Source organism: Pseudomonas sp. HLG18, assembly GCF_051903985.1.
In the GTDB taxonomy this organism is placed as follows: Bacteria; Pseudomonadota; Gammaproteobacteria; order Pseudomonadales; family Pseudomonadaceae; genus Aquipseudomonas; species Aquipseudomonas fluorescens_BT.
This window is the reverse complement of record NZ_CP195831.1, coordinates 5,369,181-5,387,391: the sequence shown is the minus strand read 5'-3', so window position 1 is coordinate 5,387,391 and position 18,211 is coordinate 5,369,181. Positions and strand designations below refer to the sequence as shown.

Below are 18,211 nucleotides of genomic sequence, written 5' to 3'. Positions count from 1 at the left end.
CTCGTTTCATTTGAGATTACTGCGCCTGATAGATCTGGTCGAACACGCCTCCGTCGTTGAAGAATTTCGGCTGCGCGGTTTTCCAGCCGCCGAAGTCCTTGTCGATGGTCACCAGCTCCAGTTTAGGGAACTGCTGGGCGTACTTGGCCGCCACGTCCTTGTCTCGCGGGCGGTAGAAGTTCTTCGCCGCGATTTCCTGGCCGGCCGGGCTGTACAGGTGCTTGAGGTAGGCTTCGGCGATCTGCTCGTTGCCCTTCTTCTCGGCATTCTTGTCGACCACCGCCACCGGTGGTTCGGCGAGGATCGACAGCGACGGCACGACGATGTCGAACTTGTCCTTGCCGCCATCTTCCTTCAGCGCCAGGAAGGCTTCGTTTTCCCAGGCCAGCAACACGTCACCCTGACCGTTGTTGACGAAAGTGATGGTCGAGCCACGGGCGCCGGTGTCCAGAACCGGAACGTGCTTGAACAGGGTCTGTACGTATTCCTTGGCTTTGGCTTCGTTGCCGCCGTTGGCTTTCAGGCCGTAGGCCCACGCGGCGAGGAAGTTCCAGCGCGCACCGCCGGAGGTTTTCGGGTTCGGGGTGATCACCGAGACGTCGTTCTTGATCAGATCGCCCCAGTCCTTGATGCCTTTCGGGTTGCCCTTGCGCACCAGGAACACGATAGTCGAAGTGTACGGGGTGCTGGCGTCCGGCAGACGCTTCTGCCAGTCAGCCGGCAGGGTCTTGCCGAGCTTGGCGATTTCGTCAATGTCGCCGGCCAGCGCCAGGGTCACGACATCGGCGCGCAGACCATCGATCACCGCACGGCCCTGCTTGCCCGAACCGCCGTGGGATTGCTGGATTTTCACGGTGTCGCCGGCGTGCTCCGACTGCCAGTACTTCACGAATTCGGCGTTGTAATCCTGATACAGCTCGCGAGTCGGGTCGTACGACACGTTGAGCAGTTCATAATCCTTGGCAACCGCGGAACCGGCAAACACGGCACTGGCCAGGGCGGCCAAAGCGTAACGGCGAATCGACGACATGGTGAAAGCTCCTGGAATTCTGGGTGGTGGCTTTTTCTTATGGATTGCGAAAATCGGGTTGCCAGTAAAGATCACCGCCTGCGCCCACTCTTGCATTGATCCCCGGCAAGAGCGGGCGCAGGCTGGAATCTTTTTGGATTCAGCTCGGTTTGTTGCCCGGTTGCTGCAGACGGAATTTCTCTTTGCGTTCGATCTGGACCACTTGCGCGTTGTGCACAGTGATTTCCACCGCACCGAAACGCAGGTCGCGCAAGGCGCTCTGGATTTCACGCAGAATGGTGGTTTCGTCCTGACCGTCAACGCTACGCAGGGATGCGCTCATGGTGCTGCTCCTTTGTATGGGATATGCCTGGCAGTGGGCGGCACTGCGTTCGGCGTGGGAGCAATATAAGAGAGGCGCGGATATTCTTAAAAAGACTATTTAAGAATGTTTATATAACTGGAAAACATTATGTGATGCAGCAAGGGTTTGCGGCGGATTTACCCTTTCGCAAGTCCGCCGGTCCCGCCGCTCAACTGACTGCCGGGGCTCTGCTCCAGTCAATCAGCGTCTCGGGCACAGGCCGCCCGAACCAGTAGCCCTGCCCCAGATCGCAAGCCTGCTCGAGCAGGAACGCCGCCTGCTCGGCCTGCTCGATGCCCTCGGCATGCACCTGCATGCCCATGCTGCGGGCCAGGGCGATGATCACCCGGACAATCGCTGCATCGTCTTCGTCCCAAGGGAGGCCGGCGACGAATCCCTGGTCGATCTTGAGCTTCTGCACCGGCAGGCGCTTGAGCCGCAACAGCGACGAGTAACCGGTGCCAAAATCATCGATGGCCAGACGAATCCCCAGCTCGCGCAGACGATGCATCTGTTCCAGCGCCACTTCCGGATCGTCCATCACCGCGCTTTCGGTGACTTCCAGTTCCAGATAGGCCGGATCCAGACCGGTGTCGTGCAGCACCTGCGCCACCTGCTCATACAACTCGCGACGGGCAAACAGTCGTGACGAAACATTCACCGCAACAAACGACAGCACCACACCGGCCTGCTGCCATTGGCACATCTGCCGGCAGGCCTGCTGCATGACCCAGGCGTCGATTTCCGAGATCAGCCCGGTGCGCTCGGCAATCGGGATGAACTCCGCCGGCGACACCAGGCCCCGCTGCGGATGCTCCCAGCGCACCAGCGCCTCGACGCCGATCAGGCGACTGGTTTTCAGGTCGTGCACCGGTTGGTAGTAGACCCGCAGCTCCTGCTGCTCCAGCGCGCGGCGCAATTCGAAGGCGATTTCGACCCGCTGCTGGGCGTGGGCCGTGAGTTCTTCGGTGTACAGCGCGTAGCCATTGCGGCCACTGCTCTTGGCCTTGAACAGCGCCGCATCGGCGTTGCGCAGCAGTTGTTCGGCGCTCAAGGCATCGCTGGGGAAGAGACTGATGCCGAGGCTGGCGTTGATGAACAATTCGTGGCTGTCGAGGCAGAACGGCTCCTTGAGTGCATCGAGAATACGTTGGGCCAGCGCCGCCGCCTGCGCCGGCTGTGGACAACTTTCCATCAACACCGCGAACTCGTCGCCACCCAGGCGCGCCAGCGTGATGCCCGGTCCGAACAACGCCTGCAAACGCACAGCAACCGCCTTGAGCAAACGGTCGCCGATGTTGTGGCCGAGGCTGTCGTTGATCAGCTTGAAGTGATCGAGGTCGATCATCAGCAGCGCGCAGCCGCGCTTGTGGGTCTGCGCCGAAGCCAGTGCCTGCTCGGCGCGGTCGCTGAACAGCAGGCGGTTTGGCAAGTCGGTCAACGGATCATGGTGGGCCAGATGCTTGAGTTCGTGCTCGGAGTCCTTGATCGCGCTGATGTCGGAAAATACCGCGACGTAATGACTGAGGCGACCGTCATCGTCGCGTATCACCCGGATGGTTTGCCACTGTGGATAAATTTCTCCGCTCTTGCGCCGGTTCCAGATCTCGCCGCTCCATTCATCCTGCGCCTGCAACGTGGCGAACATCGCCTGATAGAAGCCTGGTGGATGGTGGCCGGACTTGAACAGGCTGGGCTGCCGACCGAGCACTTCGTCGTGCTGATAACCGGTGATCTCCATGAACGCGCGATTGACGTGCACGATCAGCCCTTGTCGGTCCGTGACCAGCACGCCTTCACGTGTGCAATCGAACACCGCGGCGGCCTGGCGCAGACGTTCGCGATCGGCCTGACGCTCGCGCAACCGGGCACCGATGCCCAGGCATTCGAACAGACGCGCCCGGGCGAGGAAGATCAGCCCGGCACTGAGCGCCGCAAAGACGTAACCGTTGATCAGTTGCCAACGCAACGGGTCAGCGGAGCTATCGAAGAAACTGTTCAATAAATAGCCAGTACCTTGCAGCCAGACAACGGCAAGAACCAGGTAAAGCAGCGCTGCACGCAAGGCATCGCGGTATGTGGCAGACATTCGGCCGTCCATGTCCCTACAAAAAATGCCGGGATTATAGGTCAAGAAACATCCAGCCATCTCTTATCTGAAAGGGCGACTGGTTTTATCTGTGTGCTTGGTGATAATGCAACGGCTGTTTTTTCTCTATCGAGGGCCCTATAGCCTATGTGGTACGAAGGTTTTCTTGGCTTGTCGGCCTGGTCGCTGGTCGCCGTGACCCTGCTGATGACCCACGTGACGATTGTTGCCGTCACGGTCTACTTGCACCGCTACTCGGCTCATCGCTCTCTGGAGCTGAATGCCGGGCTGAAGCATTTCTTCCGATTCTGGCTGTGGCTGACCACGGCGCAGAACACCCGCGAGTGGACGGCCATCCACCGCAAGCACCACGCCAAATGCGAAACCGAAGATGACCCGCACAGTCCGGTCGTCAAAGGCCTGTCCACGGTACTGCGCAAAGGGGCCGAGCTGTACCGCGAAGAAGCGCAGAACCCCGAGACCCTGCGCATCTATGGCAAGAACTGCCCGGAAGACTGGATCGAGCGCAACCTCTACAGCCGCTATCGCCTGCTGGGCATCGCAATCATGGCGGTCATCGACCTGCTGCTGTTCGGCACCATCGGCATCACCATCTGGGCGATCCAGATGATGTGGATCCCGGTCTGGGCCGCCGGCGTGGTCAACGGTCTCGGTCACGCCGTCGGCTACCGCAACTTCGAATGCCGCGATGCCGCGACCAATCTGGTGCCGTGGGGCATCCTGATCGGCGGCGAGGAGCTGCACAACAACCACCACACCTACCCCAACTCGGCCAAGCTGTCGGTCAAGAAGTGGGAGTTCGACCTCGGCTGGGCCTGGATCAAGGTCTTCTGCTTCCTGCGTCTGGCCAAGGTGCAGCGGGTCGCACCGATCGCCCACCGCGTCGAAGGCAAGGGCAGCCTGGACATGGACACCGCCATGGCGATCCTCAACAACCGTTTCCAGATCATGGCCCAGTACCGCAAGCTGGTGATCGGGCCGCTGGTCAAGCAGGAGCTGGCCAAGGTCGATCATTCGGTACGCCACCAGTTCCATCGCGCCAAGCGTCTGCTCTCCCGTGAAACCAGCCTGCTCGAGGATCGCCATCACGCGCGCATCCAGAACATGCTCGAACACAGCCAGGCGCTGAAGGTCATTTACGAAAAACGCCTGGCCCTGCAGCAGATCTGGGTCAAGACCAGCGCAAATGGCCACGACATGCTCGCGGCCATCAAGGAATGGGTCCACGAGGCCGAGGTCAGTGGCATCCAGTCCCTGCGTGAATTCGCCGATCAGTTGAAAACCTACTCGCTTCGCCCTGCCTGATGCCGTTGATCGGTGCGCCCGGCTCCCGGGCGCACCCTTCGGAACTTCACCCGCGATCCCCTATCTCAAAGACACTTCGCCACCCCCGGCGGGCTGTCCCGTGGCCGTTGTCGACTTCCCGGCACGCCCTTTGAGATCCGTGTCGATGGTCAACAACAATCAAAAAGACTCATCCCTTCCCCAGTGGCCAGAGGCCGCACAGACCCTGATGGCATTGATGCACGCCCAGGGCGAAGTGGCGCGCCTGAGCGAACGCGAACAGCTGTTCAGCTCGCTGCTGGTCAGTGTCAACGCCGTGCTTTGGGCCTTCAATTGGGAAACCCGTCAGGTGCTGTACGTCAGCCCCGCATATGAGCGGATTTTCGGCCGCTCCGCAGCCCTGCTGCTCGCCGACTACAACCAGTGGCGCGACAGCATCTACCCCGATGACCTCGAATATGCTGAACGCAGCCTCGCCGAAGTGCTGCACAAAGGCGCCGTGGAAGACCGCGAATATCGGATCATCGACGCCGACGGTCAGGTGCGCTGGATCAGCGACAAGTGCTTCATCAACCGCCAGGAAGAACCAGGACAACCGGTGATCATCGTCGGCATCGCCGAAGACATCACCGACAAGAAACAGATGGAAACCGAGCTGCAACGGCTGGCCACTACCGACGTGCTGACCCAGAGCAGCAATCGTCGACACTTCTTCGAATGCGCCCACCGGGAATTTGAACAAGCGCGTCTGCAAGGCGCGCAAATGGCGTTCCTGCTGCTGGACATCGATGACTTCAAAGTGATCAACGACACTTACGGCCACCCGGAAGGTGACAACGTGCTGCAACGGATCGCCGAATGCGGGCGAGCATCCTTGCGTCGGGGGGACCTGTTCGGACGGATTGGCGGTGAGGAGTTTGCTGCGGTTTTCCCGGGCTGTGCGCCGGACATGGCGATGCAGGTGGCCGAACGGCTGCAACGGGAAATTCAGCGGCTGAGCTTCAATCACGGTGAACAGACGTTCGGCATTACCATCAGCCAGGGCCTGACCAGTCTCACCCCGGATGACGAAAGCCTCGACACCCTGTTCGCCCGCGCAGACACGGCGATGTACGAGGCCAAACGGCAGGGCAAGAACCGGATCATTTGCGCCTGACTCCAGACCGGATGCGCAATCAAGCCGCTATTTGCGCATCCGCATCAGCTCCGGCAAGCCGATCTTGAGCAACCGCGCCGTACGGCTCTTCGCCAGTTCCTCGACGCCCTCGTGCTCGGTCAGCCGGGCCATCTGCGCCGCCATGTTCATTACCAGCGCCTCGCGGGAATACACCCCGCCACCGAGCTGGTAGGCCGAGGCAATCAGCTCACGCAGCTCCAGCGGCAGGCGCCAGCGGGTGCGTAGCGCCGAGCCATACGCCGCACCGAACTCCGCCAGCGCATCGCCGACCTCCTCCAGCTCATCCAGCTCGCCGCCGGCCTGCTTCCACTCCTGCAGACAACGCAGCAGCGCCAGATCGCCGAGACGATGGAGCATCCCGGCGCAGTAGCAGCGTTCCTGATCCAGATCGAGCAGACGCGCCAGCGTGCGAGCGTACTCGGCGGTGTGCAGCGACAGGCCCCAATAACGCTCGGCGTAATCGGCGAGGCACGGATCGCTGAGTCGGGCGCTGCGCTTGAGTGCAAGGCCAAGGATCAAGTTCATGCTTTGCCCGGTACCCAGACGATGCAACGCCTGCGCCAGGGTTTGCACCGGCGCGCCATGGTGCTGGGCAGCACTGTTGGCGGCGGCGATCAACACGGCGGTGATTTGCGGATCGGTGCGGATTTCCTCCTCCAGCAGCTTCAGATCCAGCCCGTTGGGGTTGAGGCTGCGCTTGACCGCCACTTGCACGTCGGTCATCAACGGCGCGCCGTCGGCCTGCTCGCGGCGACGTTCGAGGAATACCGAGAGGGTCATGCCCGGCGCCAGCGCCGGCACTTCGCAGAACACTTCTTCGCCGGCGTTCAGCAGCAGTCCCTGTAAACGCTCGGTCAGACTTTCCATGTTAAGGGGTTTGGCCAGGTAGGCGGTCGGCGCCAGCGGCAAGGCTTCGCGCACGCTGGCGCTGTCGTTGCGACTGCTCATCAGAATGAACGGCAGCGGCGGATTGCGTTTGCGCTGGCGAACGCTGCGCAACACGCTCAAGCCATCGACGCCGGGCAACTCCCAGTCGACGATCGCCAGGTCATAGGGCACTTCGCTGAGCAGCGTCATTGCCTCCTGGCCATCGGCGCACAGGTCCAGCCGCGCATCGCAGCGCACATTCAGCAACACTTGTTTGAGCAGGTCACGAGACCAGGGGTCGGCCTCGGCAATCAGCACTCGGGGTACAGCGGGTAAATCGACGGCCGTCATGCGCGCCCTCCCTTGCAATGCTTGAACCTTAGCCAATGCTGACGTTTCGGTACAACCTGAAAACCGCACAAGTGTTTCCCGGGCATGAAAAAACCCGCCGAAGCGGGTTTTTTGTCGATCCGATTACACGGTGCTACGGCTTACAGCTCCGAGAAGCACTCTTCGATGATCGCCAGACCTTTGTCCAGTTGCTCGTCCGGCGCCGTCAGCGGAACCAGAACGCGCAGAACGTTGCCGTAGGTGCCGCAGGACAGCAGGATCAGACCCTTGTCACGCGCCTTGGCCACCACCGATGCCACTGCCGCAGCGTTCGGCTTGTGGCTGTCGCCGTTTTCGAACAGCTCGACCGCGATCATCGCGCCCAGGGCACGCACTTCACCGATCACTGCCGGGTATTTGGCCTGGATGGCCTTCAGGCCGGTGACCAGACGCTCGCCGACAGCCTTGCAGCGGTCCAGCAATTTTTCTTCTTCGAACACTTCCATCACGGCCAGGGCCGCGGCGCAAGCAATCGGGCTACCGGCATAGGTACCGCCCAGGCCACCCGGGGCGATGGCATCCATGTATTCGGCCTTGCCGCAGACACCGGCCAGCGGGAAGCCGCCAGCGATGGATTTGGCGAAGGTGGTCAGGTCGGCGGCAACGCCCATCTGTTCCATGGCAAAGAAGGTGCCGGTACGGCCAGCGCCGGTCTGTACTTCGTCAGCGATCAGCAGGATGCCGTGCTGGTCGCACAGGGCGCGCAGACGCTTCATGAATTCTTTCGGCGCAACGTAGAAACCACCTTCACCCTGCACCGGCTCGATGATGATCGCGGCGATGTCTTTCGGCTCGGCGTCGTTCTTGAAGATGCGCTCGATGGAAGCGATCGAGTCGTCGATGCTCACGCCGTGCAGTTCGTTCGGGTACAGCGCGCGGAAGATGCCGCCTGGCATCAGGCCCATGCCGGCCGAGTAAGGCACGACTTTACCGGTCAGGCCCAGGGTCATCATGGTGCGACCGTGGTAAGCGCCGGTGAAGGCGATCACGCCAGCGCGGCCAGTGGCTGCACGAGCAATTTTCACGGCGTTTTCAACGGCTTCGGAACCGGTGGTCACCAGCAGGGTTTTCTTGGCGAAGTCGCCTGGTACGCGAGCGTTGATTTTCTCGCACAGCTCAACGTACGGCTCGTAGGCCAGAACCTGGAAGCAGGTGTGAGTCAGCTTGTTCAGCTGCTCGGTCACGGCGGCGATGATTTTCGGGTGCACGTGGCCGGTGTTCAGTACAGCGATACCGCCAGCGAAGTCGATGAACTCGCGACCTTCAACGTCGGTCACGGTCGCGTTCTTCGCGGACTCGGCGAAAATCGGGTGAATCTGGCCAACACCACGTGGAACAGCTGCGGTACGACGGGCCATCAGTTCAGCGTTAGTCTTGCTCATTACAGTCCTCATTCGCCGCTCATCGGGCGGCGTGGTTCAAGGATAAAGCGGGAGGAATCGGCGGTGGCAGCATGCGATGATCGACTGCCACGGCGTTCCCGGCCGCAGAGAAAATTCCGGTTTGAAACGACGCAAAGGGACAGCGCTCTCGTGCCCTTTGCGTTTACAGCGATCTTCTACCGAGGCTTAGATGCCCAGGCAGAGGTATTTGATTTCCAGGTAATCTTCGATGCCGTACTTGGAGCCTTCACGGCCCAGGCCCGAGGCCTTGATCCCGCCGAACGGTGCGACTTCGTTGGAGATCAGCCCGGTGTTGACGCCGACCATGCCGTATTCCAGCGCTTCAGCCACACGGAACACACGGCCCAGGTCGCGAGCGTAGAAGTAGGAAGCCAGGCCGAATTCGGTGTCGTTCGACATCGCGATCACTTCGGCCTCGTCTTTGAAGCGGAACAGTGGCGCCAACGGACCGAAGGTTTCTTCCTTGGCCACAGCCGCGTCTTTCGGCACGTTGGTCAGGATCGTCGGCTCAAAGAAGTTGCCTTCCATCGGCTTGCCGCCGGCCAGCACGGTGGCACCTTTGGCCACGGCGTCAGCGATATGCTCTTGCACCTTGGCCACAGCTTTCTCGTCGATCAGCGGACCCGTGGTGGTGCCCTCTTCCAGACCGTTGCCGATCTTCAGTTTGGCGACGGCCGCTTTCAGCTTCTCGGCGAACGCGTCGTAGACCGAATCCTGAATGTACAGACGGTTGGCGCAGACGCAGGTCTGGCCGTTGTTGCGGTACTTGGAAATGATCGCGCCTTCGACGGCCTTATCCAGGTCCGCATCGTCGAACACGATGAATGGCGCGTTGCCGCCCAGTTCCAGGGAAACTTTCTTGATGTCCTTGGCGCACTCCGACATCAGCTGACGGCCGATTTCGGTCGAACCGGTGAAGGACAGTTTGCGCACGATCGGGTTGCTGGTCAGCTCGCTGCCGATGTCGCCGGCGCTGCCGGACACCACGCTGAACACACCTTTGGGGATGCCGGCGCGCTGGGCCAGTTCGGCCAGGGCGAAAGCGGAGAACGGGGTTTGCGAAGCCGGCTTGAGCACCATGGTGCAACCGGCGGCCAGGGCCGGACCCGCTTTACGGGTGATCATCGCCGCCGGGAAGTTCCACGGGGTGATGGCGGCGGTCACGCCGATCGGTTGCTTGATCACGATCAGGCGCTTGTCAGGCTGGTGGCCCGGAATCACGTCGCCGTAGATGCGCTTGGCTTCTTCGGCGAACCACTCGATGAACGAAGCGGCGTAAACGATTTCGCCCTTGGCTTCGGCCAGTGGTTTGCCCTGCTCGAGGGTCATCAGGCGAGCGAGGTCGTCCTGGTGCTCGATCATCAGTTCGAACCAGCGACGCAGTTTGCCTGCACGCTCCTTGGCGGTCAGTGCACGCCAGGCCGGCAGCGCTTTGTCAGCGGCTTCAATCGCGCGGCGGGTTTCGGCAGCGCCCATCTTCGGCACGGTGCCCAGAATCTCGCCGGTGGCCGGGTTGTTGACCTTGATCGTCTGACCGTTGTCCGCGTCGACCCAAGCGCCATCGATAAAGGCTTGCTGGCGGAACAACTGGGTGTCTTTAAGCTGCATGTCGGCTTTCCTTAACAGCACCGCGGCCAGCGCGGAGCAAAATTATGATTGTAGAAAGGCGCCTCGCAAGGCTGCCGTCAGGGAAATCATTCACCGGGCTCAAGCACCTGAATAGTGCACGGTTGCAAACACGTGCGGCTCAGCACCCGATCAAAGAGCGTTTGAAATCTCAAACGGATCCTAGGATCAAAGGGGTTAAAGGACAATAGGTCGTTCGAAAAAAAGAACAAAAACGCCGTAATTGCTGAACATTTCGGATCAACGTACAACCAGCCCCGATCGCAGGGAAACCATAGAACAGCCTCTCCAAAGCGCCAAGCGAGCCTTTTGCAGGACGTTACAGCTTTATGGAATGCAGGGTTTTCCAACCGACACTTGCACTGACAAACCACGCCAAAACCCGGCATGGACGCCCCGAGCCGACCTAGGTATGATGTCGCCCGCTGCACCAGTAGCTCAGCTGGATAGAGTACTGCCCTCCGAAGGCAGGGGTCGTGGGTTCGAATCCCGCCTGGTGCGCCATGAACAGAAACGAAAAAGCCTCAGGCCGAAAGGTCTGAGGCTTTTTTGTGGATGCTGGTTGGCGAATCACTCCGTCGTCCAGTCAAACTCGTCGTATTCTTCATCGTCTTCTTCGTCCTCGATCCACTCATCATCAAGAACGTCCTCCTGCAGATCCTCTTCTGCCTGCTTCGCCAGAAGAAACTCCTTACGACTCTCGGTCACGGCTCGCCGCAGTTCCTCACCCTTCACCGGGCAGTTGAGCATTTGGGCGATGCGGTCGATTTTTTGGGCCACGGCATCCTCCAGCGCATCGGCAATGCCCCGATAGTGCGCGTTTTTGCGGGGCAATGCCAAATGGCTGGGTCATCAATCGGTCACTTCTGGCGAATTTGTTCGAGTCGGATGTCGAGGTTCACGTCCGGGTAGCGTTTGTGCAGGTTATTGAACAGGGCGTCGGCCGCTTGCGATTGACCGGATTCGCGCAGACGCAGGACTTCGCGCAGTTGCTCGTCAAGGCCATTGGCCGGGGCGGCAGCGCGTTTGCTGGCTTTGGCTTCGTCTGCCCTGTCGGCGCTGATCGACTCACTTTGCATCGGCGCGGCCATTTCCGTCATCGGAGCAGGTGCAGGTGCAGGTGCAGGTGCAGGTTCCGACAGCGCGCCCGTTGGGGCTGACAATGTCCGGGACTCGATAGCCTCCTTGCGGGCCAGCGGTGCGGCTGGTTTGGCAGCAGGGGCGAAATCGTAATGGGCCACAGGTTCCGGGGCACGCTGTACCAGCGACAGCACCAGCGCGATGCCCACCAGACTGGCGAAAGCCACCCGGTAACGCGGTGTCTGGCAGGCCTTGAGCCAGCGCTGCCACGGGCTGGATTTCGGTGCAGAGGCCTGGCGATGGGCGGCGCCAAGAATCAGCGCGTCGAGATGCGCTGGCGGTTCGACGTTGTGCTGTTCGCGCACATGTTTGAGCAGTTGCTCTTCGGGTGTCTGGCGGGCGTCCGTCATGTCAGTACCTCCTCGGCCAGCAGCCGACGCAGTTTTTGCTGGGCGTAGCGCAAGCGGCTCTTGACGGTTTCCAGCGGTGTTTCGGTGAGGCTGGCGATTTGTGCCAGATCGAGGTCGCCGTGGGCGCGCAGCAGGAACACTTCGCGCTGGTCGGCAGGCAGGGTTTGCAGGGCACTGTCCAGGCGCTGACTGTCGCGGCTGAGGCTGAGCAGCTGTTCGGGGTCGCTCGCCTCATCGCTGACCGCATGAGTCTGCTCGTCGTAGCTGTCATGCAACGGCTGATGGGCGCCGTGCTTGCGCCAGTGGTCGATCAGGCGATTGCGGGCAATCTGGAACAACCAGGTACGAAAAGTCGCCCGGCCTTGTGGCTGACTGCTACTGCGGATCAGGCTCAGCCAGGTTTCCTGATACACCTCTTCGGCCAGCTCCGGCTTGCCGCTCAACCCGAGCAGAAACCGGTACAGGCCCTGGCGATGACGGGCATACAGGATTTCGAACGCCTTGCCCTCGCCCTCGCGATATCGGGCCAGCAGCGATTCGTCGCTGCTGGCCTCAAGGCTGTCTGCGCTGGCAAACAGCTGGCTGATGAACCCCTTCAGGCGACTCACTATTCAATCCGTCGCTCGGTCGGCAACGCATTGGAGGCGGTCGAAGTCCGCAGACTTTGCGCCAGTTCCACCAGTTGCACGAATTCGTTGCGCAGGCCGAAACGGTCATCGCCACGGGCACCTCGGGCCAGGGCTTCGGTGTCCTTCAAGCTGAAATCGCCGGTGTAGCGACCGTCCTTGAGTTGCTGGGAGAACGCCGCGACGGCGGCAGCAAAACGCAGGTCTTCGCTGGCGGGCGCAACCTGACTGGCAATCGGCCGCTCGATCAGCAGACTTTTCCCACCTTCCGGCTTTTGGTATCGCACACGCAACATCGCCAATTCTCCGTTCTTCCCGGAAACAGCCGGCTCCGACTTACCGTAGCGCAGCGGCTCCAGCCAGCCCTCCTCGCCTGCGGGGACAATTTCATACAGCGCCGTCACCGTGTGCCCTGCACCGATTTCACCGGCATCGACCTTGTCATTGCTGAAATCCTCACGCTTGAGCGCGCGATTTTCGTAGCCAAGCAGCCGGTATTCGCTGACCTGCGCCGGGTTGAATTCCACCTGCAATTTGACGTTTTTCGCCACCACGGCAAGGGTCGAACCCAACTGATCCACCAACACCTTGCGCGCCTCGCGCAGGTTGTCGATGTAGGCGTAGTTGCCATCACCGGCATCCGCCAGTTGCTCCATCAAGTGTTCATTGTAGTTATCCACACCGAAACCCAGGGTGGTCAGGGAAATACCGGTCTTGCGTTTATCCACAGCCATCTGCTTGAGACTGTCGAAGTCGCTGACACCGACGTTGAAGTCGCCGTCGGTGGCCAGCAGGATGCGGTTGATACCTTTGGGGATGAACGCCTGTTGCGCCATCTGGTAGGCCAGTTCGATGCCGGAAGCACCTGCGGTCGAACCTCCTGCGGTCAACTGCTCGATGGCGGTGCGAATTTTCGCCTTTTCCCGCCCGGAAGTCGGCTCCAGCACCACCCGCGATTCACCGGCATAGACCACCAGCGACACGCGATCCTGCTCGCGCAATTGATCGACCAGCAGTTTCAAAGTGCTTTTGACCAGCGGCAGCCCTTCACGGCGATCCATCGAACCGGACACGTCCACCAGAAACACCAGGTTGGCCGGCGCCAGCTCCACCACCGAGCGGTCAGATGCCTTGATGCCGATGCGCAGCAAACGGGTGTGCGGATTCCACGGGGTGGCCGCCAGTTCCGTGGTCACGCCAAAAGGCGAGCCGTCGGCGGGCAGCGCGTAGTCGTAGGGAAAATAATTGACCATCTCCTCCAGCCGCACCGCGCCCTCCGGCGGCAGGCGTCCCTGATTGAGCAGACGGCGAACGTTGGCGTAGGCGCCGGTATCCACATCGGCACTGAAGGTCGAGACGGGTGTTTCGGCAACGCTGTGGATCGGGTTATCAGCCAGGTGGGCATACTGTTCGTGCTGCTCGGCGCGATAGCCTTGTGGATAACTTTCCCCGGCCGGCATCGGAGCAAAACTGGCCATCGGCGCCGCAAGCACGCTGCGTTTGGCCATCGCGCGATCGGCCACGACCGCTTCGTGCTGTACCGCAGGGCTGGATTCGGGCTGTGCCGGTGGCGGTACGGCGACCGATTCCGGACCGGAGGAAACACCGCAACCGGCGACGGCCAACAGCACACCGGCAGCCAAGGGTCGCAGAAGCGTCGAAGGAAGGAACATGGGGGCTGACCTCGAGGAAGAATTGATCATTCAACCTCTGAGACGGGCAGCCCTTTCAGTTCGGGTTAAACGCCGCCGAATATTTTTCAGCGGTGATAACGCCGTACCGCACTGCTGTTGCGCAGCACATGGCCTTTGATCTTTTCCAGCAACTGGGCGCGGGTCAGACCGGCCGGCAAGGCGTCGGGGGCAAGGTCCAGGGCGTAGATCTGGATGATGTAGTGGTGGGCGCTGTCGCCGGTCGGCGGGCAGGGGCCGACATAGGTGGTCGTGCCTTTGCTGTTGGTACCGCCCAGCCCTTCGAAGGTCGGCCTGGTGCCGCTGCCGGCCGGGATCTGCCGGGTTGTGGCCTTGATGCCGTAGTGAACCCAGTGATCGACGCCCATGCCTTTCTGGCCGTCCGGATCGTGCATCACGATGGCATAGCTCTGGGTCGCGGCGGGGCCGGCGTTCCAGCTCAGCGCCGGGGACAGGTTCTTGCCGCCGCAACCGGCGGCATCGCTGGCCGCCGCTGCGGTGAACAGACGATTGTCCGAAACACCGGGAATGCTGAGAGTGAAGCGCTCCTGGGCCTGCGCCGGGAACTGCACGCAAAGGGCGACGGCAACGGCCGCCAGCCAAGGGTTGAGAGAGGTCAATCGGGTCATCCGGGAGCACCTTGTGCAGTTGGGCCTTCGTCGGCCTGCAAACTATAGCCGTACCGTTCGTGCCGTGGCAGTGGGAAATGGATGAACCTCGCGATCCGGGCCAAACTCGTATGAGAAACACCCCATGGAGCACGACCATGTCCCTGCACCGTGTCGCCCGTTTCGCCGATGTTGCGCAAGACCGTGGCCTTGAAGTACAGATCGGCGACTGCAAGATTGTCCTGCTGAGCGTCGCCGGCCAGTTGCGCGCCTTTCAGGGCGAATGCCCACATGCCGGGGCGCCGCTGGCGGAAGGCGCCTTGTGTCATGGGCGACTGATCTGTCCCTGGCACAAGGCTGCCTTTCGCGCAGAGGACGGCGCCCTGTGCGAGCCACCGGCCCTGGACAGCCTCAAGCGGTATCCGTTGGAACTGCGTGGTGATGAAATCTGGGTTGATGATCAACCACTGTCGGATGCCCATGTCCCTGGGCTGGACGATCAGCGAAGCTTTGTCATTGTCGGTTCCGGCGCTGCAGGAACGGCGTGCGCCGCCGCTCTGCGGGAGAAAGGCTTTGGCGGACAGATCGTGATGATCGACCGCGAACCGGACGCCGGATACGACCGCACGGTATTGAGCAAATTTGTCCTGTCGGGAGAGACACCGCCACAGCAAATCCCGCCCTTGCGCGATGACGACTTCTACCGCGAACAACACGTCAATCGCGTGTCTGGCACAGTCATCGCGCTCGATGCCCAGACCTGCACCCTGCATCTTGCCGATGGCCGGACGCTGAACTACAGCGCCGCCGTACTCGCTACCGGAGCGACGCCCAATGCTCTGGAGCTGCCCGGTGCCGACCTGCCGCAGGTGTTTGTCCTGCGTTCCAGGGCCCACGCCGGACAGATCATGAAAATTGCACGGCCGGGACAGCGTGCCGTCATCATCGGTGACAGTTTCATCGCCCTCGAATGTGCTTCGGCGCTGCGCCAGCACGGTCTCGACGTCACGGTGCTGGCGCGCCACGCCATTCCCTTCGTGGCACAGTTCGGTGAAGCCGTGGGCAAGGCAATCCGCGCCCTCCACGAAGAGAACGGGGTGAAATTCATCGTCGATCACCCAGCCAGGGAGATCACCGGTGACGGCAAGGTCGAGGCGGTGCTACTCGATAATGGCCTGCGTCTTTCGGCGGATCTGGTGCTGGCGGGAATTGGTGTGCGCCCGGCAACCGAGGCGTTCGCATCATTGCCACTGGAGAATGACCAATCGATTCGAGTCGATGCCGGTATGGGCGTCACCGACAACCTGTGGGCCATCGGCGATATCGCCACGTTCCCGTTGAACGGCCAGCCGCGGCGCATCGAGCACTGGCGCCTGGCCCAGCAACACGCGCGGATCGCCGCTGCCAACATGCTCGGCGCCGACGAGCATTACCTCGACGTGCCGTATTTCTGGACCTGGCACTTTGGCCGCAACTACGACTATCTCGGCCACGCCGGGCAGTGGGATGCCATCGAATTCATGGGCGACCCCGAACAGCCGCCCTTCATCGGACTCTTCGGCGCCAACGGCCTGGTGGTCGCTGCGGTGGCGTGCGAGCAGGAGCGCGCAATGGCGTTGCTGGCCGAACGCATGAAACAGCCGCTGCCCATGGAAGAGGCATGGCGGCTGATTCGCGCGGTCAGTTGAGCCGGTTCGATGGCTCGCGGTTATCGTCGTCCTCGGCGTGCAGAAAGATCACCCGTGGGTGCTCCAGTGGAGCCAGCGGTGGCGGCAGTTCGGCTGGCTCCACCGGCCACAGATGCGGCACCACGTGGCTGACGTCACCGTCCTGATTGTTGTGGATGGTGATGACGCCAGGGCTGCGCAGCTTCTGCAGGCGGTCATCGCACAGCTTGAAGCTTTTGCTCAGACCGTCATCGTCGACCACCGGGGCAGCCAGCCGGCGCTGGGCGAAACTGCGGCTTTTGCGTTGTTGATAGCGGGCCCAGGAAATCAGGATGACGGCGTTGACCAGCGCCACCCACAGATAGATCTGCAAGGTGCCAAGGGCTTCGAACGCCGAATGGTCGATGCGCGGGCCGCCGGCATGGGTTTCGATCAGCGGCCACAGCCCGCGCACCAGCAGATACAGCAGGCCGACCCAGGCCAGCACGGTGAGGATCACATCGATCACCACCAGAAATGGCCGCTGGCGGGTCCGGATGATTTTCATTTGATGATCTCCTCTTCGTCGTCGCCTGCCGGTTTGATGCCCCGGTCCGGGCTGACCCAGCGCGCACGCTTCTGATGCTGGCCGAACAGCACCTTCGGAAAGCTGACCAGCGTGGTCAGCAGACTGATGAACCAGAACACCAACGGATACCAGACCACCCAGAACATGGTTCTGCCCAGACCCGGCTCGTAGCGTCGGTCGATCACGATACTGACCGCGAACTGCACCAGGCAGACGAAGGCCAGCAACAGCCCGGTAAATGCCGGTGGCATCAGGTGGTCCACCGCAATCGCTTCGGGCATGACCACGAACTTGCCGACGCCCCAGAAGATGACCGACAACAGGAAGGTGAATGCCCAACCGGTCGACAGGCAGTATTCGAACAGCAGTGGCCACAGGTAACGGTGACGGTACTGCCAGATCCCGCGAATATTCTTGAACAACACCTCGGCGCCGCCCTGGGCCCAGCGCAGGCGCTGCTTCCACAGACCGCGCAGGGTTTCCGGCATCAGGATCCAGCACAGGGCGCGGGGCTCGTAGAAGATGCTCCAGTGGTCCAGTTGCAGCTTCCAGCTGATGTCGATGTCTTCGGTGATCATGTCCGGGCTCCAGTAGCCGACCCGGTTCAGCGCCGTACGGCGGAACGCGACGATCACACCCGACACGGTGAAGATCCGCCCGAACACCCGCTGGGTGCGTTTGATCAGCCCGATGATCGACGAAAACTCGCCCACCTGAACCCGCCCGACCAGGGTCGAACGGGTGCGGATCCGCGGGTTGCCGGTCACCGCGCCCAGTCGTGCGTTGTCGAGCATCGGTGCCACGAGATAAGCGGCAGTGTTCGGCGCCAGCAACGCATCACCGTCGATGCACACCAGATATTCGCTGCGCGCCGCGATGGCGCCCATGCGCAGTGCCACGGCCTTGCCCTGGTTTTCCGCCAGGTGCAGCACGCGCAGCCGTGGATCTTCCTTGGCCAGCGCATCCAGCACTTGCGCGGTGTTGTCCTTGGAACCGTCGTTGATCGCGATGACTTCGATGTTCGGGTAATGCTGCGCCAGCGCCGCGTGAATGGTGTCGGCCGCGTTGTCGCCCTCGTTGTAGCAAGGGATCAGGATCGAAATCAGCGGTTCGCCTTCCAGCGGTGGCGGCAGGGTGTCGTCTTTCCAAGGCCAGTGCCGTTCCCAGTGCAGCCAGAAGTACAGGCCACCGGAAATCCACAACCCGGACATGAACAGCGGGTAGAAGAACACGAAGTCCATCAGGAATTGCCCGGTGACCAGGAAGATCAGCCCCAGCGGTACGCCGAGGACAATCGCCAGAACCAGCAGGGCCAGCAGTCTATCCAGCAT

The 18,211-nt window shown here is 61.5% G+C and carries 16 protein-coding genes and 1 tRNA gene; 4 read left to right on the top strand and 13 right to left on the bottom strand.

Annotated elements, in window-relative coordinates:
* Window positions 1–16: 16 nt before the first annotated feature.
* The 3 genes from ACSPX5_RS24775 to dibA form a co-directional block, all read right to left on the bottom strand.
* A complete protein-coding gene (locus ACSPX5_RS24775) occupies window positions 17–1,030 on the bottom strand; it encodes a sulfate ABC transporter substrate-binding protein (RefSeq protein ID WP_011331904.1) in 1,014 nt (337 codons plus the stop codon).
* Window positions 1,031–1,169: 139 nt separating this feature from the next.
* Window positions 1,170–1,352: a sulfur starvation response protein OscA gene (oscA, locus tag ACSPX5_RS24770; protein ID WP_003220508.1), complete on the bottom strand. Its 183-nt coding sequence runs from the start codon at window positions 1,350–1,352 to the stop codon at window positions 1,170–1,172.
* A gap of 190 nt (window positions 1,353–1,542) precedes the next feature.
* Window positions 1,543–3,462 (bottom strand): phosphodiesterase DibA, encoded by a 1,920-nt coding sequence (gene dibA / locus ACSPX5_RS24765; protein WP_439820436.1) that lies wholly within the window; start codon window positions 3,460–3,462, stop codon window positions 1,543–1,545.
* Window positions 3,463–3,609: 147 nt separating this feature from the next.
* On the opposite strand from dibA, the gene desA reads away from it, so the two are divergent.
* Together desA and ACSPX5_RS24755 are read left to right on the top strand one after the other, a co-directional pair.
* Window positions 3,610–4,788, top strand: a complete 1,179-nt coding sequence (desA, locus tag ACSPX5_RS24760) for a delta-9 fatty acid desaturase DesA (protein WP_169428349.1) — start codon at window positions 3,610–3,612, stop codon at window positions 4,786–4,788.
* 145 nt (window positions 4,789–4,933) lie between these two features.
* Window positions 4,934–5,923 (top strand): GGDEF domain-containing protein, encoded by a 990-nt coding sequence (locus ACSPX5_RS24755; protein WP_169428348.1) that lies wholly within the window; start codon window positions 4,934–4,936, stop codon window positions 5,921–5,923.
* Window positions 5,924–5,950: 27 nt separating this feature from the next.
* Here ACSPX5_RS24755 and ACSPX5_RS24750 read toward each other — a convergent pair whose 3' ends face one another.
* The 3 genes from ACSPX5_RS24750 to gabD all read right to left on the bottom strand — a co-directional run bounded on the left by ACSPX5_RS24750 (window position 5,951) and on the right by gabD (window position 10,212).
* Window positions 5,951–7,162 (bottom strand): response regulator, encoded by a 1,212-nt coding sequence (locus ACSPX5_RS24750; RefSeq protein WP_207867075.1) that lies wholly within the window; start codon window positions 7,160–7,162, stop codon window positions 5,951–5,953.
* Window positions 7,163–7,302: 140 nt separating this feature from the next.
* Complete coding sequence (gene gabT, locus ACSPX5_RS24745; protein ID WP_207867074.1) at window positions 7,303–8,583, bottom strand: 4-aminobutyrate--2-oxoglutarate transaminase; 1,281 nt, start codon at window positions 8,581–8,583, stop codon at window positions 7,303–7,305.
* 186 nt (window positions 8,584–8,769) lie between these two features.
* The gene (gene gabD / locus ACSPX5_RS24740) at window positions 8,770–10,212 is read right to left on the bottom strand and encodes an NADP-dependent succinate-semialdehyde dehydrogenase (RefSeq protein WP_439820435.1); all 1,443 of its coding nucleotides are present in this window, start codon (window positions 10,210–10,212) and stop codon (window positions 8,770–8,772) included.
* 445 nt (window positions 10,213–10,657) lie between these two features.
* On the opposite strand from gabD, the gene ACSPX5_RS24735 reads away from it, so the two are divergent.
* Window positions 10,658–10,734 (top strand) — tRNA-Arg (locus ACSPX5_RS24735).
* Between the two features lie 66 nt (window positions 10,735–10,800).
* Here the strand turns inward: ACSPX5_RS24735 and ACSPX5_RS24730 are convergent.
* The 5 genes from ACSPX5_RS24730 to ACSPX5_RS24710 all read right to left on the bottom strand — a co-directional run bounded on the left by ACSPX5_RS24730 (window position 10,801) and on the right by ACSPX5_RS24710 (window position 14,666).
* Window positions 10,801–11,070 (bottom strand): hypothetical protein, encoded by a 270-nt coding sequence (locus tag ACSPX5_RS24730; protein WP_243433429.1) that lies wholly within the window; start codon window positions 11,068–11,070, stop codon window positions 10,801–10,803.
* 20 nt (window positions 11,071–11,090) lie between these two features.
* Complete coding sequence (locus ACSPX5_RS24725; protein ID WP_439820434.1) at window positions 11,091–11,720, bottom strand: hypothetical protein; 630 nt, start codon at window positions 11,718–11,720, stop codon at window positions 11,091–11,093.
* A complete protein-coding gene (locus ACSPX5_RS24720; RefSeq protein WP_439822053.1) occupies window positions 11,717–12,298 on the bottom strand; it encodes an RNA polymerase sigma factor in 582 nt (193 codons plus the stop codon). The genes ACSPX5_RS24725 and ACSPX5_RS24720 overlap by 4 nt, the downstream gene beginning before the upstream one ends.
* Window positions 12,299–12,327: 29 nt before the next feature.
* The gene (locus tag ACSPX5_RS24715) at window positions 12,328–14,019 is read right to left on the bottom strand and encodes a vWA domain-containing protein (protein WP_439820433.1); all 1,692 of its coding nucleotides are present in this window, start codon (window positions 14,017–14,019) and stop codon (window positions 12,328–12,330) included.
* 86 nt (window positions 14,020–14,105) lie between these two features.
* On the bottom strand, window positions 14,106–14,666 hold the full coding sequence (locus ACSPX5_RS24710) for a YbhB/YbcL family Raf kinase inhibitor-like protein (RefSeq protein WP_207867071.1): 561 nt from the start codon (window positions 14,664–14,666) through the stop codon (window positions 14,106–14,108).
* Window positions 14,667–14,803: 137 nt separating this feature from the next.
* Here ACSPX5_RS24710 and ACSPX5_RS24705 point away from each other — a divergent pair, with 137 nt between their 5' ends.
* Window positions 14,804–16,333, top strand: coding sequence for an FAD-dependent oxidoreductase (locus ACSPX5_RS24705; RefSeq protein WP_439820432.1), 1,530 nt, complete (start codon window positions 14,804–14,806; stop codon window positions 16,331–16,333).
* Here the strand turns inward: ACSPX5_RS24705 and pgaD are convergent.
* Together pgaD and pgaC are read right to left on the bottom strand one after the other, a co-directional pair.
* Complete coding sequence (gene pgaD / locus ACSPX5_RS24700; protein WP_207867069.1) at window positions 16,326–16,859, bottom strand: poly-beta-1,6-N-acetyl-D-glucosamine biosynthesis protein PgaD; 534 nt, start codon at window positions 16,857–16,859, stop codon at window positions 16,326–16,328. The genes ACSPX5_RS24705 and pgaD overlap by 8 nt on opposite strands.
* Window positions 16,856–18,211, bottom strand: a complete 1,356-nt coding sequence (gene pgaC, locus ACSPX5_RS24695; RefSeq protein ID WP_169428338.1) for a poly-beta-1,6-N-acetyl-D-glucosamine synthase — start codon at window positions 18,209–18,211, stop codon at window positions 16,856–16,858. Before pgaC ends, pgaD begins: the two co-directional genes overlap by 4 nt.

Bases quoted from the DNA above. Each gene is read 5' to 3' on its own strand.
- ACSPX5_RS24775 (WP_011331904.1), bottom strand. From the start codon at position 1,030: ATGTCGTCGATTCGCCGTTACGCTTTGGCCGCCCTGGCCAGTGCCGTG.
- oscA (WP_003220508.1), bottom strand. From the start codon at position 1,352: ATGAGCGCATCCCTGCGTAGCGTTGACGGTCAGGACGAAACCACCATT.
- dibA (WP_439820436.1), bottom strand. From the start codon at position 3,462: ATGTCTGCCACATACCGCGATGCCTTGCGTGCAGCGCTGCTTTACCTG.
- desA (WP_169428349.1), top strand. From the start codon at position 3,610: ATGTGGTACGAAGGTTTTCTTGGCTTGTCGGCCTGGTCGCTGGTCGCC.
- ACSPX5_RS24755 (WP_169428348.1), top strand. From the start codon at position 4,934: ATGGTCAACAACAATCAAAAAGACTCATCCCTTCCCCAGTGGCCAGAG.
- ACSPX5_RS24750 (WP_207867075.1), bottom strand. From the start codon at position 7,162: ATGACGGCCGTCGATTTACCCGCTGTACCCCGAGTGCTGATTGCCGAG.
- gabT (WP_207867074.1), bottom strand. From the start codon at position 8,583: ATGAGCAAGACTAACGCTGAACTGATGGCCCGTCGTACCGCAGCTGTT.
- gabD (WP_439820435.1), bottom strand. From the start codon at position 10,212: ATGCAGCTTAAAGACACCCAGTTGTTCCGCCAGCAAGCCTTTATCGAT.
- ACSPX5_RS24725 (WP_439820434.1), bottom strand. From the start codon at position 11,720: ATGACGGACGCCCGCCAGACACCCGAAGAGCAACTGCTCAAACATGTG.
- ACSPX5_RS24715 (WP_439820433.1), bottom strand. From the start codon at position 14,019: ATGTTCCTTCCTTCGACGCTTCTGCGACCCTTGGCTGCCGGTGTGCTG.
- ACSPX5_RS24710 (WP_207867071.1), bottom strand. From the start codon at position 14,666: ATGACCCGATTGACCTCTCTCAACCCTTGGCTGGCGGCCGTTGCCGTC.
- ACSPX5_RS24705 (WP_439820432.1), top strand. From the start codon at position 14,804: ATGTCCCTGCACCGTGTCGCCCGTTTCGCCGATGTTGCGCAAGACCGT.
- pgaD (WP_207867069.1), bottom strand. From the start codon at position 16,859: ATGAAAATCATCCGGACCCGCCAGCGGCCATTTCTGGTGGTGATCGAT.
- pgaC (WP_169428338.1), bottom strand. From the start codon at position 18,211: ATGCTGGATAGACTGCTGGCCCTGCTGGTTCTGGCGATTGTCCTCGGC.